15 protein-coding genes are annotated in these 17,622 nt (G+C 72.8%); 7 read left to right on the forward strand and 8 right to left on the reverse strand.

All coding sequences use genetic code 11. The features are described 5' to 3' along the window. Positions 1–231: 231 nt before the first annotated feature. Positions 232–666: an SPW repeat protein gene (locus ACQP2P_RS23815; protein ID WP_433604131.1), complete on the forward strand. Its 435-nt coding sequence runs from the start codon at positions 232–234 to the stop codon at positions 664–666. Between the two features lie 169 nt (positions 667–835). Here ACQP2P_RS23815 and ACQP2P_RS23820 read toward each other — a convergent pair whose 3' ends face one another. After that, complete coding sequence (locus ACQP2P_RS23820; RefSeq protein WP_433604133.1) at positions 836–1,351, reverse strand: DinB family protein; 516 nt, start codon at positions 1,349–1,351, stop codon at positions 836–838. A gap of 60 nt (positions 1,352–1,411) precedes the next feature. On the opposite strand from ACQP2P_RS23820, the gene pgm reads away from it, so the two are divergent. Next, positions 1,412–3,043: a phosphoglucomutase (alpha-D-glucose-1,6-bisphosphate-dependent) gene (pgm, locus tag ACQP2P_RS23825; RefSeq protein WP_433604135.1), complete on the forward strand. Its 1,632-nt coding sequence runs from the start codon at positions 1,412–1,414 to the stop codon at positions 3,041–3,043. 73 nt (positions 3,044–3,116) lie between these two features. On the opposite strand, the gene ACQP2P_RS23830 is transcribed toward pgm, so the two are convergent. Both ACQP2P_RS23830 and ACQP2P_RS23835 read right to left on the reverse strand, forming a co-directional pair. After that, entirely contained in the window at positions 3,117–3,776 is a 660-nt protein-coding gene (locus ACQP2P_RS23830; protein ID WP_433604137.1) for an adenylate kinase, read from the reverse strand. A gap of 821 nt (positions 3,777–4,597) precedes the next feature. After that, positions 4,598–4,972 carry an FKBP-type peptidyl-prolyl cis-trans isomerase gene (locus ACQP2P_RS23835; RefSeq protein WP_433604139.1) on the reverse strand — a complete coding sequence of 125 codons (375 nt, stop codon included), beginning with the start codon at positions 4,970–4,972 and terminating at the stop codon, positions 4,598–4,600. A 65-nt stretch (positions 4,973–5,037) separates the two neighbouring features. On the opposite strand from ACQP2P_RS23835, the gene ACQP2P_RS23840 reads away from it, so the two are divergent. Continuing rightward, complete coding sequence (locus ACQP2P_RS23840; RefSeq protein ID WP_433604141.1) at positions 5,038–5,592, forward strand: hypothetical protein; 555 nt, start codon at positions 5,038–5,040, stop codon at positions 5,590–5,592. 458 nt (positions 5,593–6,050) lie between these two features. On the opposite strand, the gene ACQP2P_RS23845 is transcribed toward ACQP2P_RS23840, so the two are convergent. After that, a complete protein-coding gene (locus ACQP2P_RS23845) occupies positions 6,051–6,806 on the reverse strand; it encodes a hypothetical protein (protein ID WP_433604143.1) in 756 nt (251 codons plus the stop codon). Between the two features lie 495 nt (positions 6,807–7,301). Here ACQP2P_RS23845 and ACQP2P_RS23850 point away from each other — a divergent pair, with 495 nt between their 5' ends. The 4 genes from ACQP2P_RS23850 (at position 7,302) to ACQP2P_RS23865 (ending at position 12,850) form a co-directional block, all read left to right on the forward strand. Further along, complete coding sequence (locus ACQP2P_RS23850) at positions 7,302–9,113, forward strand: MFS transporter (protein WP_433604145.1); 1,812 nt, start codon at positions 7,302–7,304, stop codon at positions 9,111–9,113. 136 nt (positions 9,114–9,249) lie between these two features. Further along, positions 9,250–10,659 carry a sigma 54-interacting transcriptional regulator gene (locus ACQP2P_RS23855; protein WP_433604147.1) on the forward strand — a complete coding sequence of 470 codons (1,410 nt, stop codon included), beginning with the start codon at positions 9,250–9,252 and terminating at the stop codon, positions 10,657–10,659. A gap of 2 nt (positions 10,660–10,661) precedes the next feature. Further along, on the forward strand, positions 10,662–12,614 hold the full coding sequence (locus ACQP2P_RS23860) for a vWA domain-containing protein (protein WP_433604149.1): 1,953 nt from the start codon (positions 10,662–10,664) through the stop codon (positions 12,612–12,614). An 80-nt stretch (positions 12,615–12,694) separates the two neighbouring features. Next, positions 12,695–12,850, forward strand: coding sequence for a DUF6131 family protein (locus tag ACQP2P_RS23865; RefSeq protein ID WP_223092164.1), 156 nt, complete (start codon positions 12,695–12,697; stop codon positions 12,848–12,850). Positions 12,851–12,898: 48 nt separating this feature from the next. On the opposite strand, the gene ACQP2P_RS23870 is transcribed toward ACQP2P_RS23865, so the two are convergent. The 4 genes from ACQP2P_RS23870 to ACQP2P_RS23885 all read right to left on the reverse strand — a co-directional run bounded on the left by ACQP2P_RS23870 (position 12,899) and on the right by ACQP2P_RS23885 (position 17,538). Then, on the reverse strand, positions 12,899–14,719 hold the full coding sequence (locus ACQP2P_RS23870) for a tetratricopeptide repeat protein (RefSeq protein WP_433604152.1): 1,821 nt from the start codon (positions 14,717–14,719) through the stop codon (positions 12,899–12,901). A gap of 280 nt (positions 14,720–14,999) precedes the next feature. Next, the gene (locus ACQP2P_RS23875) at positions 15,000–15,509 is read right to left on the reverse strand and encodes an NUDIX hydrolase (protein ID WP_433604154.1); all 510 of its coding nucleotides are present in this window, start codon (positions 15,507–15,509) and stop codon (positions 15,000–15,002) included. Between the two features lie 11 nt (positions 15,510–15,520). Continuing rightward, a complete protein-coding gene (locus tag ACQP2P_RS23880) occupies positions 15,521–15,904 on the reverse strand; it encodes a pyridoxamine 5'-phosphate oxidase family protein (RefSeq protein WP_433604156.1) in 384 nt (127 codons plus the stop codon). Next, a complete protein-coding gene (locus tag ACQP2P_RS23885; RefSeq protein ID WP_433604158.1) occupies positions 15,901–17,538 on the reverse strand; it encodes an ABC-F family ATP-binding cassette domain-containing protein in 1,638 nt (545 codons plus the stop codon). The genes ACQP2P_RS23880 and ACQP2P_RS23885 overlap by 4 nt, the downstream gene beginning before the upstream one ends. Between the last annotated feature and the right edge of the window lie 84 nt (positions 17,539–17,622).

A 17,622-nucleotide genomic window follows, 5' to 3' on the forward strand; every position in this document is an offset into this window, starting at 1 on the left:
GGAGCGCTCCCGGGACAAGCGGCGCTACGGTCACCGCACCCATCGACCACCATGGAGGTGATGCCGAACCCCCACTCGCGGCTCCCACGCGAAACCAGCCGGACGCGGCGGAGCAGGGCGTCTGCAGCGCCGCCCCGCCGCGTCCGGTCCGCTGATAGTTCGGCCGCCCGGCGGTGTTAGTTCCACAGGTTTCGGGTTAGTCCTCCCTCATCCGACCGGAAGGGGGTCGTCATGGTCCGACCCATCGCAGACCTCGAAGGGCATCCGGATATCGCCGGGTTGCGCGCCCACTACGACCAGGTGTCGGAGACACCCGCCGCGCGCGTGACCGACGGTGCCCTGATGCTCGCGGGGCTCTACCTCGCGGTGTCACCGTGGGTGGTGGGGTTCTCGCCCTTCGAGGCGAACCTGTCCGTCAACAACTTCATCTGCGGGCTCGCGATCGCCGGCCTCGCGTACAGCTTCGCCGTCGCCTACGGCCGCTCGCACGGCCTGGCCTGGGTGCCGGTGGTGCTCGGCGTGTGGACGATCGTCACGCCGTGGGTGATCCAGCGCGGCTACGCCACGGGCGGCACGATCGTGAGCAACGTCATCGTCGGCGTGATCACGGCCCTGCTCGGGCTGGCCGCGATGCGGCCGGGGATGATGACCCGCCGGAAGGGATGACGGACGGCCCGGCTGGGCCCGCCCGCCGCGGGCCCGGCCGGCATCGGGCGCTGCCCGCGCAGGGCCGTGCCCGGGTCTCGCACGGCTCTGCCCGGGCGGTGCCCGATCCCGCCCGGGCGGTCTCGCCCGGCCTCGCCCGGCCTCGCTCGGGCGGTCTCGCCCGGCTCGCTCAGCCGGTCTCGCCGTCGATGCGCTGGCGCAGCAGGTCCGCGTGGCCGTTGTGGCGCGCGTACTCCTGAATGAGGTGCAGGTACACCGCCCGCAGCGACATCGGCCCGCGCTGGTCGTCCTCGAACGCGTCGTCGAGCCGGTTGCCGGCCACCGACGCCCGCGAGGAGCGCCACTCGTCGATCAGCCGGGTGTAGTCCCGCTCGGCGTGGGCCGGATCGACCTCGTCGAACGCGGCGTCCTTCGCGTCCGGGCGGCGATAGGTGTACTGGATCGGGCGCCCGTGGAAGCGGGCGTGGAACCATTCCCGCTCGACGTCGGTGAGGTGGCGCACGAGCCCCAGCAGCGACATCGTCGAGGGCGGCACGGCCGGCTCGGCGAGCTCGGCGCCGGTCAGCCCCGTGCACTTGCCGACGAGCACGGCGCGCTGCCAGTCGAGCCAACCCTCGAGGAGGGTCCGCTCGTCGGCGACGAGTGAACCGCCGAACGGCGGCGGGTCGGGCGCGATCCAGGTCATGCCGCGATCTTAGGCGGGTCTGGCGTGTGCGGCCGGACGGCTCGTGGCAACGTATGGCCTATGTCCGTCCATCCCCGTGCAGGGCAGCCGGCGCAGCCCTCCGACCTCGTCGACGTGCCGCGGCTCATCACCAGCTACTACGCCGTCCACCCCGATCCGGCCGACCCCGCCCAGCAGGTCGCGTTCGGCACCTCCGGTCACCGCGGTTCGAGCCTGCGCGGCTCGTTCAACGAGGACCACATCGTCGCCACCAGCCAGGCGATCTGCGACTATCGGGCTGCCCAGGGGTACCGTGGCCCGCTCTTCCTGGGTCGCGACACCCACGCGCTGTCCGAACCCGCGACCGTCAGCGCGCTGGAGGTGTTCGCTGCCAACGGGGTCACGGTGCTGATCGACAGCCGGGACGGGTTCACGCCCACGCCCGCGGTGTCGCACGCGATCCTCACGAACCGCCACCGGGGCGCCGACGGCGTCGTGGTCACCCCGTCGCACAACCCGCCCGAGGACGGCGGCTTCAAGTACAACCCGCCCAACGGAGGGCCGGCCGACACCGACGTCACCAAGTGGATCCAGGACCGCGCGAACGAGCTGCTGCGCGGCGGCCTGGCCGGGGTCGGGCGCGTCACCTACGCGCGGGCGCTGGCGGCGGAGACGACCCAGCGGTACGACTTCCTCGCCTCCTACGCCGATGACCTCGGCTCCGTCATCGACCTCGACGCGATCGCCGCGTCCGGGGTGCGCATCGGCGCCGATCCGCTCGGCGGGGCGAGCGTCGCCTACTGGGCGTACATCGGGGAGCGCTACAAGCTCGACCTGACCGTCGTCAACCCCGTGGTCGACCCGGCGTTCGGGTTCATGACGCTCGACTGGGACGGCAAGATCCGGATGGACTGCTCGTCACCGAACGCGATGGCCTCGCTCATCGGGCGGCGCGGCGAGTATCAGGTCGCCACCGGCAACGACGCGGACGCGGACCGTCACGGGATCGTCACGCCCGACGCGGGGCTCATGAACCCCAACCACTTCCTCGCGGTCGCGATCGATTATCTGTACCGCAACCGTTCGGGCTGGCCGTCGAGCGCGGCGATCGGCAAGACCCTGGTGTCGTCCTCGATGATCGACCGGGTGGCCGCGGATCTCGGGCGGACCCTGCTCGAGGTGCCCGTCGGCTTCAAGTGGTTCGTGCCCGGGCTGCTGGACGGCTCGGTCGCGTTCGGCGGCGAGGAGAGCGCGGGGGCGTCGTTCCTGCGGCGCGACGGGTCGGTGTGGACCACCGACAAGGACGGCATCCTGCTGTGCCTGCTGGCCTCGGAGATCCTGGCGCGCACGTCGCGCACGCCGTCGGAGCACTACCGGGACCTGGTGGCGCGGCACGGGGAGCCGGCGTACGCGCGGCTCGACGTCGCGTCCTCGCGCGAGGAGAAGGCGGTGCTCGGGAAGCTGTCGCCGTCGCAGGTCACGGCCACGTCGCTCGCCGGCGAGCCGATCACCGCGAAGCTGACGGCGGCCCCGGGCAACGGAGCCGCCATCGGCGGCCTGAAGGTCGTCACGGAGTCCGGCTGGTTCGCGGCCCGCCCGTCCGGCACCGAGGACGTCTACAAGGTGTACGCGGAGTCCTTCAAGGGCCCCGAGCATCTCGCCGAGATCCAGTCTGAGGCGCAGGGCGTGGTGTCCGCGGCGCTGGCCTCGTAAAACACCTGTGGTCAGGCCACCGCCCGGCCGGTGGTGGCCTGACTTGTGTGCGTGATCTTCGCGGCCCTGGCGGTCAGGCCACCGCCCTGTCGGCGGTGGCCTGGCTCTTGTGCGCGATGCCGCTCGTGTGCTTGTTGGGGCGCTTCAGGGCGCGCTGGAGCTGCACGATGATCGACCAGGTCACCTCGGAGACCGGGCGGGCGCCATTGACCTGGATGAGCAGCTCGCGGGAGGAGTAGTACTCCAGCAGCGGGCGGGTCTTCTCCTCGTAGACCTTGATCCGGTGCCGGATCACGTCCTCGGTGTCGTCGGCGCCGCGGGCCCGCTCGAGCAGGCGGCGGATGAGCTCCTCCTCGGGCACCTCGAGGTGCACGGCGATCTGGACGCCGACGCCGAGGGAGCCGGCGGTGCGGTACGCGGCCTCGGCCTGCTCGACCGTGCGCGGGAACCCGTCGAGCACGTAGCCGCCGGTCTCGCTCGCGGCCATCACCGGCTTGCGCAGCATGTCCATGATGACGGCGTCGGGGACCAGCTCGCCCTTGTTGACGATGTCCTCGACGGTCTTGCCGATGGTCGTGCCGTCCGCGATGTGTTTGCGCAGCAGATCACCGCTGGCGATGTGCGTGATCCCGAACTGCTTCGCGATCGCGCTGGCCTGCGTGCCCTTTCCGGCGCCCGGTGCTCCCACCATGAGGATCCGCTTCGACCGCGGTGCCGCCGACTGCATCGTCATCTGCACACCCCTTCGTATGCCCCGCTCATCGGCCCGCCGCCGATGGTCTAGCTTCGCATCTCGATCTGCGGTGTGTGCTGTGGGACGGCTGTGAATTTCCGCATGCCCGGCTGTGGGAAATTTGTCCCGCCAGCCGGGAATGCGCTCGCCGCTGCACGCGTTGGCTGCCTGGTGTTCTCGCGGCTCGCGTGGTTCGGGCCGGCCCACGGGCTTTCGCCCGTGGGTGTCGATCGGCCGGGGTCGGGCGGGTTCGGCGTGGTGTTCGCACCGCTTCCGGCGATTGTTGCCTGGCCGGTGGCTTTGCGTTGGCGCTGATTCGACGCCGTTGGCCGGCGTTTTCCCCGGCTCCGTGGGTGGCGACTTCCTCGGCGCCCTCGCCGGTTCACTCGCCTGGCCACTTCGCTCGGCGCATTCGCCTCGCCGCCGCACCTGGCTCGGTCGCCTCGCCACTTCGCTCGGCTGATTCGCCTTGCTTGTCCGCTCGGCTTATCCGCTCGGCTTGTCCGCTTGGCGTCCTCGCCGGGCGACTGGTGTGGCGTCGTTGCCCGGCGGCTTGTCCGCTTGGCGTCCTCGCTGGGCGACTGGTGTGGCGTCGTTGCCCGGCGGCTTGTCCGCTCGGCTTGTCCGCTTGGCGTCCTCGCTGGGCGACTTGTGCGGCGCCGTTGCCAGGTTTGGCGTTTTTGCCCGTTTTGTCCAGTTCGCCGGGCAATTCGGCCCGGCTCGCTCAGTGCCGAGGAGGGCCCGGCTCAGTTGCCGCCGATGAGGGCCGGCTCACTTGGTGCCAAGCAGGGCCTGGCTACATGGTGCCGAGCGGCGCCCGGCTACTTGGTGCCGAGCAGGTCCACGACGAACACCAGCGTCTCGCCGGGCTTGATCACGCCGGCCGCGCCGCGGTCGCCATAGCCCAGGTGCGGCGGGATGACGAGCTTGCGACGTCCGCCGACGCGCATGCCGGCCACGCCACGGTCCCAGCCGGTGATGACCTGACCGCGACCGAGGCCGAACTCGAAGGCACCCCCGCGGTTCCAGGAGGCGTCGAACTCCTTGCCGGTCGACAGCGACACACCGACATAGTGGACACTCACCTGCTGACCGGCCACGGCCTCCGGCCCATCACCCACGGTGATGTCCTCGATGACCAGATCGGCGGGCGGCGGACCATCCGGCAGCGTCACTTCAGGCTTGCTCAGGGTCATGCGCTTGACTCCTTCGTTACGAAACGTCGGCTCCATCCTGCCCTATCCCGTCGTACCGTCGGCGTGTGCATCCCGTGCGGGTGGCTTTCCGGCTGGTGGCGGCGTGCGCCGCGCTGGAACTCGGCCAGGCCGCGGCGGCCGGGTTCCTGCTGCTGCGATACGGCGGCCTGGTCGACGCCCTGGGCCCGTGGACGCGCATCGAAGCCATGGTGATCGAGGCCGTCTACGTGCACCTGACCGGCGCGACGATCCTGGCCACGGGCCTGGGGACGCTGCTGTCGGGCACGGCGATGGCGGTGCCGAGGCGGACTCCGTACACGCGCGCTATCGTGCGCTGGGCATTGCTGCTCGTGACCGTCTCGCTGCTGCTCGGAGTCGTCTACAGCCCCGACGCGGTGCTGCTGCCGGACAACCAGCAGCAATTGGAGCATCTGCAGCCGCTGCTCCCCATGTGGTACTCGGCGCAGCAGGGCATCACGGTGACGGCGGTGATCGCGTGTGCGGTCGGGGCGGTGGTTCGGTTGGGCAGTGAGGCGGCGGGGGAGTACTACCGGCGACACGACCCGACCGCCACCTGGCACGGCTTCACGTCGTGGCTGGACGTGCGCTTTCAGGATTGACGATGATGGCGGGCAGGGTTGCTTGCCGGCCCGGGCGCGCACGCTGTTCCGGCGCGCCTGGGCCTTTCGACTACGCAGAGCGACGGTCCTCGAATTAGCGGATTACCAATAAACGGTAATGCAATAATGCGCCACGAATCGCTACCCACGATGAACAGCCAGGACACGGACTTCCTCGCTCCCTCGCCTGCCCGCCACCATGACGGCGTCCCGATGATCGCGTACCAAGTCGTCTCCATCGACCATCAGCACGTTGTGGACCCCACCGTTGCGGCGCTCGGCTGCTCAGGACATTCGCGTCCGTCCGACCCGGATGGGTGGTGGCCGGGTCGGCGGCGGCCACCCAGGCCCCGGCGATGCCGAGCGGCACCACACACGCCTCGGCCACCCCGAAGCTCAGTCCCGGTCCGGCTGAGGTCAGGTCCTGGCCGCCCTCGACGGGCCCGTGCAGCACGGCCCTACCGTCGGCTGAGCACCTCCCGGTGGAACCGCTCCACGAGCGCCCGCGCCTCGTCCACCCGCCCGGCCGGCACGACGACGTCGGCCATCTGCTCCCGAATCCAGTGGGCCCACGGCGACGGCGCCAACCGCGTGGCGGTGAACACGATCCGCATCGGCGCCGTGCCCACCAGCTCCACGCCGGTCAGCGCCCCGGTGGGCGCGAACGCCGCATACGTGCCCGGGCGCCGCAGCACCCCGAGCCGCCCGATCAGCACCTCTCCCGCGCGGGCGCGCCGCGCCGCCGGCCCGCCGCCGCCGAGCCACAGCACCAGCCACGTGGCGGCGCCGACGAGCACCAGGAGGGCGAGGACCGCGAACAGCGTGGACACCGCCCAGGTCACGAGCGCGACCACGACGGCCGCGCCGCCGGCGACACCGAGCGCGACGAAGGTGGGCTGGTTGAGCCGCTGCTGGCGGGCGCGCTCGGCCGCGACGACGGACGCCCACTGGGCCTCGTCGTAGCTCCACCTGACCCAGCCGCGGCCGGCCTCCAGCTCGGCCATCTCCTCGACGTACCGCTGCGGCCCCATCACCCGCAGCACCACGAACGCCCCGATTCCCCAGACGACGAGCACGGCCGCCGCGACGGGCAGGAGGCTGGCGGCCGGTCCCGCCCCGGTGAACAGCCAGAAGACCGCGGCGACCACCGGCGCGACCGCGTAGATCAGCAGCAGCTGCGCCCGTACGTGCTCGACCGCGAGGAGTCTCTTCACGGCCGCCGAGGCTAAGCATGTTCACGCGCGTCCCGCCGCCTCGGACGACAACCCGACACTCATCCGGATACGCCGCCGACCGGCAGGTCCAACCGGCCCGCCGGCCTGGATGGAGCCTGACGTCCCAGGCCGGCACCGCCGTCGACGGGCGGCACGGTGGCGAGACCTTTCGTGGGACAGCGGGGCGGTGCCTCGGCCGCTCATAGCGGTGCTTGGTGACGTGGCGGCGCTCGTAGGACCGTGGCGGTGCCTCGGCGCTCATGGCGGCGCTCGGTGGCCTGGTGGCGCTTGCGGGACCGTGTGGCGGGGCTACGGCCGCTCATACCGGTGCTTCGTGGCATGGTGGCGCTCGCAGGATCAGCGCTGACCGCCTCCTACACCACCAGCGCGGACGCGATCGCCGCTCATGCCGGCGCAGACCGGTGATGCCGGCAACAGTGGTCGGAAATTTCGGCGGCCATGTCGAATCCCGCGGCGCGCCTCCGACCGGTTGGCATGATGCAGCGCTCGCCCTGGCTGGGCCTCGCCGTGCTGGCCCTGCCCGCCCTCCTGGTCTCGATCGACGTGTTCGTGCTGCTCCTGGCGATGCCGCGCATCGGTGCCGACCTGCATGCGAGCAGTACCGAGCAGCTGTGGATCCTCGACGTGTACGGATTCCTCCTGTCCGGGTTCATGATCACCATGGGGACGCTCGGTGATCGGATCGGGCGGCGGCGGCTGCTCCTGCTCGGCGCGGCGGCGTTCGGGGCGGCGTCGGTCGTGGCCGCGTACAGCAGCGGGCCGCTCACGCTCATCGCGGCCCGAGCCGGCCTCGGCATCGCCGGCGCGACCCTGGCGCCTTCCGCGTTGGCCCTGATCAGCGGGCTCTTCCCGGACCCTCGCCGCCGCGGCCTGGCCATCGGGGTGTGGATGGTCTGCTTCATGAGCGGCGCGGTCATCGGGCCGGTCGTCGGTGGATTGTTGTTGCAGCATTTCTGGTGGGGTTCGGCGTTTCTGCTCGGGGTACCGCCGATGCTGCTCCTGCTGATCCTCGGGCCGCTGCTGCTGCCCGAGCAGCGGCACCCGGGTGCGGGTCGATTCGATCTGCCGAGCGTCGGGCTCTCGCTGGCGGCGATCCTGCCGTTCGTCTACGGCGTCAAGGAGCTCGCGCGCGGTGGGTTGCGGCCGCTCCCGGTGGTGGCCCTGCTCGCCGGGATCGCCCTGGCCGTCGTGTTCGTCCGCCGGCAGCTCGCCCTCGGCGCCGCCGGCGACCGGCGCAGCGCCAGATCCGTCGGGCACCCGCAGTCCCGTGCCGCCGCCTCGCGCGCCGTTGTCGTCGGCGATGACGCCGGTGCCCGTGCGGAAGATGCCGATGCGAGCGACGCACGCGTGGAAGACACACGGATGCAAGCCGTACGCGCCCACGTTGCCGGTGCGGAGGGCGCTGCCCGGGCCCGAGGCGGAGCGGTTCCCACCGCGCGGCGGGAGCCGCTGCTCGATCTGCGGCTGTTCCGCGACCGGGCGTTCGCCACCGCGCTCGGCGGCATGTTCATCGGTACCATGCTCACCGGCGCCATGATGGTCTTCATCACCCAGCACCTGCAGGTCGTCGACGGACTGTCACCGCGCAGCGCCGGTCTGTGGATCCTCCCCGCCGCGATCGCCACCGCCGCCAGTTTCCAGGTCTCGCCGCTGCTCGCGCGGCGGGTGCGGCAGGGGCGGCTCATCGCGGGCGGGCTGCTGCTGTCGGCGGTGGGCGTCGCGCTCGTGGTGGTCGTTCCCGCCGATGCCGGGCCGCTGCCGATCATCGTCGCCTTCATGGTCACCAATCTCGGGATGGGGCCGATGGTCACGCTGGCCACCGGGATCGTGCTCGGGTCGGCGCCGCCGGAGCGGGCGGGCGCGGCGGGGGCGTTGAACGAGGTGAGCGGGGAGTTCGGCTACGCGCTGGGGATCGCGCTGCTCGGGAGCCTCGGGACCGCGGTGTACCGGGCGCTCGTCGACGTGCCCGCGGGGGTGCCGGGTGGCGTCGCGGCCGGGGTTCGGGACAACGTGACGGCGGCGTCGGCCGCGGCCGGGAGTCTGCCCGGTGAGCTGGGGGAGCGGGTGCTCGCCGCGGCTCGGGACGCGTCCACCTCGGGGCTGCACGTGGTGGCCGGGGTCTGTGCGGTGGTGCTGGCCGGGCTGGCCGCGGTGTCGTTGCGGATGCTGCGCCACCTGCCGCCGCTGACGTCGGCGCCGCCAGCGGACCCCGTCAGCGCTGCGGAGGTGCCGGCCGCGGAGCCGGACGGCGGGGCGGCGACGCTGGAGGTCACGACGGAGACTTGATCACCGCCCGGCCCGGCCCCGGTGGGATGGCCGAGGCCGTGGGCCACAGTGCGGACCAGGACGCCGCATTGCGCGAGGCAGAACGCAGATAGCCGGACGCCGCACAAACCCGGTGCGGCGCGCTAGGTTCGGTGATGTGACAGTGACGCCAGACCAGCCCCTGGACCTTCCCCGCACGGCAGGCGAGCTCCGGGCGAGCGGCCACCGCTTCCGCACCGTGAAGGAGGAGCTCCGCGAGAACCTCCTCGAGCGGCTGCGTGCAGGCGAGCCGCGCTTCCCCGGCATCGTCGGCTACGACGACACCGTCCTGCCCGAGCTCGAGCGCGCCATCCTGGCCGGCCACGACGTCGTGCTCCTCGGCGAGCGCGGCCAGGGCAAGACCCGGGTCATCCGCGGCCTGATCTCCCTGCTCGACGAGTGGACGCCGATCATCGCCGGTTCGGAGCTCAACGAGCACCCCTTCGAGCCTTTGACGCCCGCCTCGCGCCGGCTCGCCGCGGAGGCCGGCGACGCGCTGCCGGTGGACTGGGTGCACCGTTCGCTGCGGTACGGCGAGAAGCTCGCCACCCCGGACACGAGCGTCGGCGACCTGATCGGCGACGTCGACCCGATCCGGGTCGCGCAGGGCCGCACCCTCGGCGACCCCGAGACCATCCACTTCGGACTCGTCCCGCGCACCAACCGGGGCATCTTCGCCGTCAACGAGCTGCCCGACCTCGCCGAGCGGATCCAGGTGTCGCTGCTCAACGTGCTCGAGGAGCGCGACATCCAGGTGCGCGGCTACCAGCTGCGGCTGCCGCTGGACATCATGCTCGTGGCGAGCGCGAACCCCGAGGACTACACCAACCGCGGCCGCATCATCACGCCGCTCAAGGACCGGTTCGGGGCCGAGATCCGCACGCACTACCCGCTGGACCTCGAGCTGGAGATGGATCTGGTACGTCAGGAGGCCCAGCTCGTCGCCCAGGTCCCCGACCACGTCATCGAGGTCCTGGCCCGCTTCACCCGGGCCGTGCGCGAGTCCCCGTCGGTCGACGCCCGCTCCGGCGTCTCCGCCCGCTTCGCCATCGCCGCCGCCGAGACCGTCTCGGCGTCGGCGCTGCGCCGTGCCGGGCTGCTGCGCGAGGACGCGCCCGTCGCCCGCATCGGCGACACCGAGTCGGTGACGTCGACCCTGCGCGGCAAGGTCGAGTTCGACAGCGGCGAGGAGGGCCGGGAGATCGAGATCCTGGCGCACCTGCTGCGGACGGCGACCGCGGACACCTTCCGTTCCCGGCTCGCGGGCCTCGACCTGTCCGGCTTCACCGACCTCGTCGCCGAGGGCGCGGTCATCGAGACCGGCGACCTCGCCGGCGCCGACGACATCCTGCGGCAGGTCGGCACCGTGCCGGGGCTGGCCAAGGTGCTCGACCGGCTCGGGCTCGGCGACGCGCCCAGCCGCGGCGAGGCCGCCGCCGGCGTCGAGTTCGCGCTGGAGGGGCTGCACCTGACCCGCCGGCTGTCGAAGGACCTCACCGACGACGGCCGCACCGTCTACGGAGGCTGATCTTGCGCCACAACAGGTTCCGCTACGGGGCGTGGCGCGGCGGGCCGGACCCGCTCGCCCCGCCCTACGACGTGCGGGCCGCCGTCGACCAGGTCGGCCAGGAGGTGCTGGAGGGCGGCAGCCTGCGCGACGCCCTGCGCAACCTGCTGCGCCGCGGTCCCCAGGACGGGCGGGGCCTCGACGACCTGCTCGCCCGGGCCCGCCGGATGCGCCGCGAGGCCATGCGCCGGGGCCAGCTCGACGGGGCCGTGACCCGGGCCCAGCAGCTGCTCGACCAGGCCCTCGCGGAGGAGCGCGACGCCCTCGCCCGGCTCGACACCGACGACGCCCGCTTCGCCGAGGCGCAGCTGGACGCGCTGCCGCGCTCCACGGCCAGAGCGGTGTCCGAGCTGAGCGAGTACAGCTGGACGTCCCCCGAGGCCCGGCAGCTCTACGACCAGATCCTCGACCAGCTCCGCCAGGAGGTCGTCGAGCAGCGCTTCCAGGGCATGCAGCAGGCGCTGCGCGACCCGCAGGCGCAGGCGGCGATGCGCGAGATGCTCCAGGACCTCAACGCGCTGCTGGCCAAGCACGCCCGCGGCGAGAACACCGACGACGCGTTCGCCGAGTTCATGAACCGCCACGGCGACTTCTTCCCGGAGAAGCCGGCCAACGTCGACGAGCTGGTCGACGCCCTGGCCCGGCGGGCGGCGGCGGGGGAGCGGCTGATGCGCTCGCTGAGCCCGCAGCAGCGCGCCGAGCTGCAGGACCTCATGTCCCAGTCGCTCGGCGACATGGCCGGGCAGTTCGCCGAGCTCACCGACAACCTCCGGGCGCTGCGGCCCAACCTCAACTGGGGCCGCGGCGAGCGGGTCCGCGGCGAGCACGACCTCGGCTACGGCGACGCCGCCGGGGCCCTCGAGGAGATCGGCGACCTCGACGACCTGCTCGACCAGCTCGGCCAGGAGCACCCCGGCGCGACGCTGGACGACGTGGACGTCGAGGCGGTCGAGCGTCAGCTCGGCCGGGCCGCCGCCGACGACGTGCGGCGGCTGCGGGAGCTGGAGCAGCAGCTGCGCCGGCAGGGCTGGGTGACCCGGGGCGCCGAGGGGCTGACGCTGAGCCCGAAGGCGCTGCGGCGGCTGGGCGGCACCGCGCTGCGGACCGTCTTCGGGCAGCTGCACGCCGGGCGTCAGGGCCAGCACGACCTGCGCGACGCCGGCGCCGCCGGAGAGCTCACCGGGGCGTCCCGGCGGTGGCAGTACGGCGACGAGCAGGCCCTGGACGTCGTGCGCACGATCGGCAACGCCGTGCGCCGGCAGGCCTCGGGCGGCGCGGCGACCCTGCCGATCGGCCTGGACGTCGAGGACTTCGAGATCGCCGAGACCGAGCGGCGGGTGTCGGCCGCCGTGGCGCTCTGCGTCGACCTGTCGTTCTCGATGATGGCCGACGGCCGGTGGGGCCCGATGAAGCAGGCCGCCCTGGCCCTGTCGCACCTGGTGGCGACCCGGTTCCCGCAGGACGCGCTGCAGATCATCGGCTTCGGGCGCTACGCATCGACGCTCTCCCAGGAGCAGCTGGCCGCCGTCGAGCCCGACATGGTGCAGGGCACCAACCTGCAGCACGCGCTCAAGCTGGCCGCGCGGCACCTGCGCCGGCACCCGGCCTCGGACCCGGTCGTGCTCGTCGTGACCGACGGCGAGCCGACCGCGCATCTGCTCGAGGACGGCACCTCGTACTTCATGTGGCCCTCCACCCGCGACACGGTCCGCGCGACCGTGCACGAGGTCGACCTCCTCACGAGGTACGGGGCGGTGCTGAACCTCTTCATGCTGGGCGAGGACCCGGGCCTGCGCCGCTTCGTCGACGCCGTGGCCCGGCGCAACGGCGGGCGGGTCTTCACGCCCGACGCCGACGACCTCGGGCGGTATGTCGTTTCCGACTACATTCGCGCCCGCCGAGGGCGTCGCGGGTGATTCGTGTTTGGCGACCGGGGTCGTGGGGGTAATCAAATCAACGTAGATCGGTACCCCCACTCCTCCCGGGAGCTGACAAAATGATCGTCCTAGGTCTCATCCTGTTCCTCGTCGGGCTGTTCCTGCACGTCGGCATCATCGAGACGATCGGGATCGTGCTGCTCATCGTCGGCGCGGTGCTGTGGATTCTCGGTGCGGTGGGCCGTCCGATCGCCGGCCGCCGGCACTATTGGTAACGGGCATTCGTGACGAAGAGGGCCGGCGCTGCGCCGGCCCTCTTCGTGTCATCGGCGGCCGAACCAGCGCCGCTTCCTCGCCGGCGGCGACGGCGGCGGCGCGTCGTCGCTGAGCAGGTCGCGGGCCAGGGCCGAGAGCTCCGGCACCATGTCAGGCGTGGCCAGCACGAGCGCGGCGAGGGACTCGCGGATCGTCACGACCCGCGTCCGGGACTGCTGCACCGCGGCGAGGAAGCGGCGGCCGACCGTGTCGCGGACCTCCGGGCGGCAGACCGGATCCAGCCACGCGGCCACGACGAGCGCGAAGAGCGCCGACTCGGTGATCCAGTCCTCGAGGCCGTAGGCGATCGCGGTCAGCAGCTCCCGCGACCGGGCGGTGTCGCCGGGCTCGGCGCCGGCGCGCAGCTCCTCGCAGTGCAGCAGGCCGAGGCAGCAGTACGCCTGCGCCGCCCGCTCCCACACCCCGTCCGGAAGCCGCCGGTCGGTCGCGGCCGGCGGGTGCACGAGCAGCGCGACGAGCTCGGCGGCGGGCAGCTGGCCCAGCGGCAGCGCGTGGTCGTAGGCGGCCACCGGGTTGGGCCAGAACGGCCAGACGACACCCTGCAGCAGCTCGAGCGAGCGGGGCTGCGGCGGCGGTACGGCGGGTGAGGCGACCAGCCCCGTGTACTCCCACAGCACCCGCCCCCCGGGCCGCTGCGGCGCCACCATGTCCGGCGGCGGCTGCCCCTCGATCGTGAGCCGCAGGCCGGGCAGCTCCCGGTGCACCACCCGCAGCGCGCTGGGCACCTCGAGGGCCGAGAGGGTCGCGGTGCCGGCCATCGCCCGGTCGTCCCGCGGGATCTGGTGCAGCAGGTTGATGACGGACTCGGCGGGACCGTCGACCATCCCCAGCCAGGACCGGCCGCGGCAGGCGCCGTCGAGGTCGCTGTGCTCGTGGCTGGTGACGGGGTGCTCGCGCATGAAGTCGACCAGGCCCACGAGGTGGCGCACGTCGGCGTCGCGCTGGAAGCGCAGCCGGGCCGCGGTGTGCACCGCGCAGTCGTAGTCCGGTGCGCGCCGGATCGCGGCGTCGAGCAGCGCCAGGGCCTCGTCGAGGCGACCGGCCTCGGCGAGCCAGTTCGCCATGTCGGCGCACAGGTCGACCTCGTCCGGCTGGGCCTGCCACGCCTGCCGCATCACCTGCAGGGCCGCCTCGAGGCGCCCGTCGGCCTTGAGGGCGTAGGCGTACCACACCGCGGTGAGCTTGTCGGGCCGGATCCGGTGCCCATGGGCTCCCCACCGCACCGCCTCGGCCAGCGCGCCCGGCACCAGCGCGGTGAACCGGCGGCCCAGCCCGGCCGCGGCGCCGTGCAGCAGCGCGCTGCCCGGGTGCGCGGCGCAGGCGCGGCGGGCCAGGTCCAGATACACCTCGTTGGCCCGGGCCACCTCCGGCTGGGCCGGGTCGCCAAGGCCGGGCATCACCGCGACGAGGAGCCGGGCGAGGTCGTCGGGGTCGAGCCGGCGCGGCTCCAGGGCCCGCACCCAGCTCACGTCGGCCCACGGCTGCGCGGGTTCGAACCGGGTGGCCTGGGCGAGCATCCGCAGCCCGCCCATCGGGTCGTGCCGGCCCTGCAGGTGCGCACGGGCGACCACGGCGCCGATGAACGCGGGCTGCTCGACCGGGAACAGCGCGATCGCGCCCTCGTCGCCGGCCCGGGCGGCGATGGCGGCGAGCAGTTCGTGGACCTCGGGCAGCCCGGGGGCCCAGGCGATCGCCCCGGCGACGTGACCGGCCGCGTGCTCGAGGTCGCCGTCGGCGAGCGCGATCCGGGCCAGGGACAGCTCGCCGTGGGCCTGCGCGGTGGGGTCGTCGCGCTGCTCGTCGGTCACGCCTGGAGCGTATTGCGTTGCGCCCGGTTTCGGTTACCCGCCCGGTCTGCCCGATTGCGCTCGTCGACGTTCGCGGTCATGGCCGCGAGCAGGCCCGCCAGGGCCGCGGGACCGTCGCGGGCCGCCCGGCGACGGTCGCGCCGGCGAGGGTGCACCAAAGGGCCTCCGCGCGCCCGGGTGAGCATCCCCGGGCCGGGGCGGCGCGCCGCCCCGGCCCGGCCGTGGCCGCGACCGTGATCGGCGCCACCGGCGGCCCCAGCTGGACCTGGGGCATCGCCTTTCACACGGCGTTGCGGGGCGCGATCGCGGGATGCGACGAGCCCGGGGCGAGGAACCAGGCCCCGGGCTCGTCCCGCAGCGTCTGCTCGATCCGCAGCCGCGCGAACGCCTCCATCGGCGGCAGCGCGTCCGGCCGGAACCATCGCATGTCCAGCGACTCCTCGTCGTTGACCCGCGCCTGCCCGGACACGTGCCGGCAGCGGAACCACACGTTGAGGTAGTCGCACTGGTCCCCGTTGGGATACGTGACCGGGTGCATCGCCACACCCGCGATCCGCTCGACCGCGACCTCGATCCCGGCCTCCTCGCGCACCTCGCGCACGATCGCGTCGGCCGGCTGCTCGCCGGGGTCGACCATCCCGGCCAGCAGCGACCACGTCCCGGTGTCGCTGCGCCGCCCGAGCAGCAGCTCCCCGGCATCGTTGAACACGACGGCCGACACGCCGGGCAGGAGCACGAGCTCGTGCCCGACGTGCTTGCGCAGGCCACGCAAATATGCAGACATCCCCATGGGCGGGGACCCTAGCGCAGCCGGTCCGGGCGGTAGGTGCCCAGGACCCGCGTGACCGTGACGATGATCACGACGCGCTCGGGGTTCTCGCGCGGCTGCCTGTACCGGCGCGCGTAGCGCTGCTCGGCGTCGAGGACGTCCTGCGGGCTGCGGCTGATCACCGCCTCGCCCTCCAGCGTGCTCCAGCGACGCCCGTCGACCTGGCAGATCGAGATCCGGGGGTTGTGCCCGACGTTGCGGACCTTCTGCGACCGGCCGGACGTGATGATGCGCGCGATGCCCGTCTCCGGGTCGTACGTCGCCCCGACCGGCACGGTGTGCAGCGTGCCGTCCCGGCGGACGGTCGTGGCGGTGCACAGGTGGCGCTCGGTCCAGAAGCCGGCCAGCTCGCTCACGACGCCGTCACCTTGCCGTCCTCGACGCGGATGTGCCGGTTCGTGTGCACCGCCTCCAGCATCTGCCGGTCGTGCGTCACCAGCAGCAGCGTGCCCGGGTAGTGGTCCAGCGCCGACTCCAGCTGCTCGATCGCGGGCAGGTCCAGGTGGTTGGACGGCTCGTCGAGGACCAGCAGGTTCACGCCCCGCCCCTGCAGCAGCGCGAGCGCGGCCCGGGTCCGCTCGCCGGGGGAGAGGCTGGCGGCCGGGCGCAGCACGTGGTCGGCCCGCAGGCCGAACTTGGCCAGCAGGGTCCGCACATCCGCGGGATGCTGCTCCGGTACGGCCTGACGAAACGCGTCCAGCAGGGAGTCCTCGCCCTCGAACATCCGCCGCGCCTGATCCACCTCGCCGACGACGACGCCGGGGCCGAGGTGCGCCCGGCCCTCCGCCAGCGCGATCCGGCCCAGCAGCGCGCCGAGCAGCGTGGTCTTCCCGGAGCCGTTGGCGCCGGTGATCGCGACCCGGTCCGCCCAGTCGATCTGCAGGTCGACGGGGCCGAGGGTGAAGGCTCCTCGCCGTACGACAGCCTGGGAAAGCGTCGCGACCACCGCTCCGGCCCGCGGCGCCGCGGCGATCTCCATCCGCAGCTGCCACTCCTTGCGGGGCTCCTCGACGACCTCCAGACGCTCGATGAGCCGCTCGGTCTGCCGCGCCTTGGCCGCCTGCTTCTCCGTCGACTCGATCCGCTTCGACTTGCCGATCTTGTCGTTGTCGGGCTGCTTGCGGCGGGCGTTCTTGACGCCCTTCTCCATCCAGGCGCGCTGCATGCGGGCGCGCGCCTCGAGGTCGGACTTCTGCTCGGCATAGTCGTCGTACTGCTCCCGCGCGTGCCGCCGCGCGATCTCGCGCTCCTCGAGGTAGGCCGCGTAGCCGCCGCCGTAGAAGCGCACCAGCTGCTGGTGCAGGTCGAGCTCGAGGATCGCGGTGGCGGTGCGGGTCAGGAACTCCCGGTCGTGGCTGACGACCACGACGCTCTTGTTCTTCTGCGACCGCATGAACGTCTCGAGGCGCTGCAGCCCGTCCAGGTCCAGGTCGTTCGTCGGCTCGTCGCACAGCAGGACGTCATAGCGCGACAGCAGCAGGCTGGCGAGGTTCGCCCGGGCCGCCTGACCGCCGGACAGCGCCGTCATCTCCAGGTCGAGGTCGACGTCGAGCCCGAGGTCGGCGGCGATCGCCCCGGCCCGCTCGTCCAGGTCCGCCCCGCCCAGCGCCAGCCATCGTTCCAGGGCGATGCTGTACTCCTCGGCCGCCCGCTCGTCGCCGCCGAGCGCCTCGGCCGCGGCGTCCATGCGGGCCTGCGCCTCGGCGACGCCGGTGCGGCGGGCCAGGAACGCGCGCAGCGACTCACCCGGATGGCGATCGGGCTCCTGGGGGAGGTACCCGATGGTGGCCGTCGGCGGGCTGAGCTGGACGTTGCCGTGCTCCAGGGGGAGCAGCCCGGCCACCGTGCGCAGCAGCGTCGACTTGCCGGCCCCGTTGACGCCGACCAGGCCGATCACGTCGCCGGGGGCGACGACCAGGTCCAGCCCGCTGAACAGCGCCTTGTCGCCGTGCCCGGCCGCGAGGTCCTTGACCACCAGCGTTGCTGCCACGCTCGTTCGTCCTCCGTCGTCGTGCCGCCCGGTGTCTTCCCGGTGTATCAGTGTCCCTTGCGCATTCGGGGAGGTCGCCGCGCC

Origin of the sequence: Dactylosporangium sp. CA-139114 (assembly GCF_050955725.1) — a bacterium.
Classification (GTDB): Bacteria; Actinomycetota; Actinomycetes; order Mycobacteriales; family Micromonosporaceae; genus Dactylosporangium.

Coding starts and splice junctions, on each gene's coding strand:
- ACQP2P_RS23815 (WP_433604131.1), top strand. CDS start 232: ATGGTCCGACCCATCGCAGACCTCGAAGGGCATCCGGATATCGCCGGG.
- ACQP2P_RS23820 (WP_433604133.1), bottom strand. CDS start 1,351: ATGACCTGGATCGCGCCCGACCCGCCGCCGTTCGGCGGTTCACTCGTC.
- pgm (WP_433604135.1), top strand. CDS start 1,412: ATGTCCGTCCATCCCCGTGCAGGGCAGCCGGCGCAGCCCTCCGACCTC.
- ACQP2P_RS23830 (WP_433604137.1), bottom strand. CDS start 3,776: ATGACGATGCAGTCGGCGGCACCGCGGTCGAAGCGGATCCTCATGGTG.
- ACQP2P_RS23835 (WP_433604139.1), bottom strand. CDS start 4,972: ATGACCCTGAGCAAGCCTGAAGTGACGCTGCCGGATGGTCCGCCGCCC.
- ACQP2P_RS23850 (WP_433604145.1), top strand. CDS start 7,302: ATGATGCAGCGCTCGCCCTGGCTGGGCCTCGCCGTGCTGGCCCTGCCC.
- ACQP2P_RS23865 (WP_223092164.1), top strand. CDS start 12,695: ATGATCGTCCTAGGTCTCATCCTGTTCCTCGTCGGGCTGTTCCTGCAC.
- ACQP2P_RS23875 (WP_433604154.1), bottom strand. CDS start 15,509: ATGGGGATGTCTGCATATTTGCGTGGCCTGCGCAAGCACGTCGGGCAC.